We start from the raw sequence: 2,660 nt of genomic DNA, 5'->3' as shown, positions 1-2,660 counted from the left end.
GGTCCCGGCCGCGGCGGCGCTCGCGGGCGCGGCGGCCCGGGCGGCATGTTCGGCGGGCCGCAGGGCGGCCGCTGGCAGGTGTCGCTCTATCACACGATCAAGCTCACCGACACGGTGCTCATCCGCCCCGGCGTGCCCGAACTCGATCTGCTCCATGGGTCGGCGACGGGCAATGGCGGCGGCAGCAACCGCAACCTCGTCGAGCTCGACGGCGGCGTCTTCTACAAGGGGCTGGGCGCGCGAGTCAGCGCCAAATACGACAGCGGCAGCACCGTCACCGGCGGCAGCGCGGGCGATCTGAAGTTCGGCGACCTTGCAACCTTCAACCTTCGCGTCTTCATGGATTTCAACCAGCAGCCGAAGATGACGAAGGCGCTGCCGTTCCTCAAAAATTCGCGCCTGCGCCTGTCGGTCGACAATCTGTTCGATGCGCAGCGCAAGATCACCGATGCCAACGGCATCGTGCCGATCAATTATCAGCCCGGTTATACCGACCCGCTCGGCCGCTATATCGAGCTCGAGTGGCGCAAGTCCTTCTAGGCGGGATAGGGCGTGCCCGACGGGGTGATCGCCGCGGGTTCGGCGGGCACGAAGGTCAGCGCCTGGACGAATTGCGCTGTGCAGGCCGCCCAGCTGTAGCGCGCGCCGAGAGCGACCGCGTCGGCGCGGTCGCAGGTCAGCGCGGCGGTGATCGCGGCGCCCAGATCCTCGTCGAGCGCGCCCGCGCCGCCCTGCACGATGTCGCCGGGGCCGGGCACCGGATAGGCCGCGACCGGGGTTCCGCACGACAAGGCCTCGATGACGACGAGGCCGAAGGTGTCGGTGCGGCTGGGGAAGACGAAGACGTCGGCCCCGGCATAAGCGCGCGCCAGCATCTCGCCGCCGAGCTTGCCGAGGAAAAGCGCATCCGGATGATGCGCCCGGAGGTCGCCGAGCGCCGGGCCGTCGCCGACGACCACTTTCGTGCCCGGCTGCGCCGTGTTCAGGAAAGCCTCGATATTCTTCTCGACCGCGACGCGGCCGACATAGAGCTGGATCGGGCGGGGCAGCCCATCGAACGCCGGATGCGGGGCACGGTCGGGGCGGAACAGCGCATGATCGACGCCGCGCTCCCACGGCATCGTCTGCGGCAGGCCCTGATCCGCGAGCTCGCGGGCAAGGCTGCGCGTCGCGACCATGATATGGCGCGCCGGGCGGTGGAACCAGCGGATGAAGCGCCAGACGAAGGCGGGCGAGACCGGCAGCCGCGCCGCGACATAGTCGGGAAAGCGCGTGTGATAGGCGGTGGTGAAGGGAAAGCCCGTCTTGAGGCACCAGCGCCGCGCGGCGAGACCGAGCGGCCCCTCGGTCGAAATATGGATTGCCTGCGGGGCGAAGGCCCTGATCATCCGCCCGACCTTTCGCCAGCCGGCGAAGGCGAGGCGGATTTCGCCATAGCTGGGGCACGGGATCGAGCGGAACAGGTCGGGCGAAATCACCGCGACCTCATGCCCCGCCTTGCGGAGTTCGCTGATCGTCGCCTGCAAGGTGCGGACGACGCCGTTGACCTGCGGCTCCCAGGCGTCGGTGACGATCAGGATTTTCATGCGGCCTGCGCCGGGGCGCTTAATTGGAGTTGCGCGGGGGCGTTGCGCGCCGCGACTTCCTCGGCCCAGCGGAGAATCTCCATCGTGCCGTCATGATGCTCGACCAGCGCGGTGCAACCCTCGACCCAGTCGCCGTCGTTGTAATAGAGCGCGCCGTCGATCTCGCGCATCTCGGCGCTGTGAATATGGCCGCACACCACGCCGTCGACGCCGCGCGAGCGGGCGGCGTGGGCGACGACCTCCTCATAACGGCCGATGAACTGGACGGCGTTCTTGACCTTGTGCTTGGCGACCATCGACAGCGACCAATAAGGCAGGCCCAATTTGCCGCGGATGGCGTTGACCACCACATTCGCCTTCATCAGCGCGGTGTAGGCGGCGTCGCCGACGAAGGCGAGCCAGCGGTGCGCGAGCATCACCGCGTCGAACTCGTCGCCATGGACGACGAGCAGGCTCTTGCCGTCGGCGGTCCGGTGGATCGCCTCGCGACGGATTTCGACCCCGCCGAAATCGAAGCCGTCGAACGGCTTCACCATCTCGTCATGGTTGCCGGGAACATAGACGACGCGGGTGCCGCGCTTGGCACGCTTGAGGACGCGCCAGACGACGTCATTATGCTCGGGCGGCCAGAAATGCCGCTTCTTGAGCCGCCAGCCGTCGATGATGTCGCCGACAAGATACAGCGTCTCGCAATCGACATGGTCGAAGAAGTCGATCAGCATCGCGGCGTTGCAGCCGCGCGTGCCGAGGTGGATGTCGCTGACCCACACCGCGCGATAGCTGCGCCGCTCGCCGATCACGCGCTCGGGAATATGCGGCTCGGTGGTGAAGGGGTCGGCAAAGCGGGCGGGGATCGGCAGGGTCGAAATCGTTGCCATGTCACACACTCCGGAAGCCTCGGCCGAAGGCAGCCTTGGCTGCCCACGGCCTAGACAGGAGTTTTGTTACAGCGTGCGGGGCGGAGCGATGACGGTTCGAAGAAAGTTCGAAGGCGGTTCGGTAACGGATTTCCCCAAATATCGTCATTGCGAGCGAAGCGAAGCAATCCAGAGTAGCGTAAACCGCTCTGGATTG

At 66.9% G+C, this 2,660-nt stretch carries 2 protein-coding genes and 1 pseudogene; 1 reads left to right on the top strand and 2 read right to left on the bottom strand.

The features are described 5' to 3' along the window. Positions 1–540 (top strand): annotated as a pseudogene (locus tag OJI97_RS00950) (TonB-dependent receptor); the annotation flags it as partial. Here OJI97_RS00950 and OJI97_RS00945 read toward each other — a convergent pair. Then, a complete protein-coding gene (locus tag OJI97_RS00945) occupies positions 537–1,586 on the bottom strand; it encodes a glycosyltransferase family 1 protein (RefSeq protein ID WP_297660005.1) in 1,050 nt (349 codons plus the stop codon). The pseudogene OJI97_RS00950 and the gene OJI97_RS00945 overlap by 4 nt on opposite strands. Further along, the gene (locus tag OJI97_RS00940) at positions 1,583–2,464 is read right to left on the bottom strand and encodes a UDP-2,3-diacylglucosamine diphosphatase (RefSeq protein ID WP_297660003.1); all 882 of its coding nucleotides are present in this window, start codon (positions 2,462–2,464) and stop codon (positions 1,583–1,585) included. Before OJI97_RS00940 ends, OJI97_RS00945 begins: the two co-directional genes overlap by 4 nt. Between the last annotated feature and the right edge of the window lie 196 nt (positions 2,465–2,660).

Source organism: Sphingopyxis sp. (genome assembly GCF_025869345.1).
In the GTDB taxonomy this organism is placed as follows: Bacteria; Pseudomonadota; Alphaproteobacteria; order Sphingomonadales; family Sphingomonadaceae; genus Sphingopyxis.
Note: the sequence above shows the minus strand (reverse complement) of the source record. Positions and strands in the feature narration are given on the sequence as shown.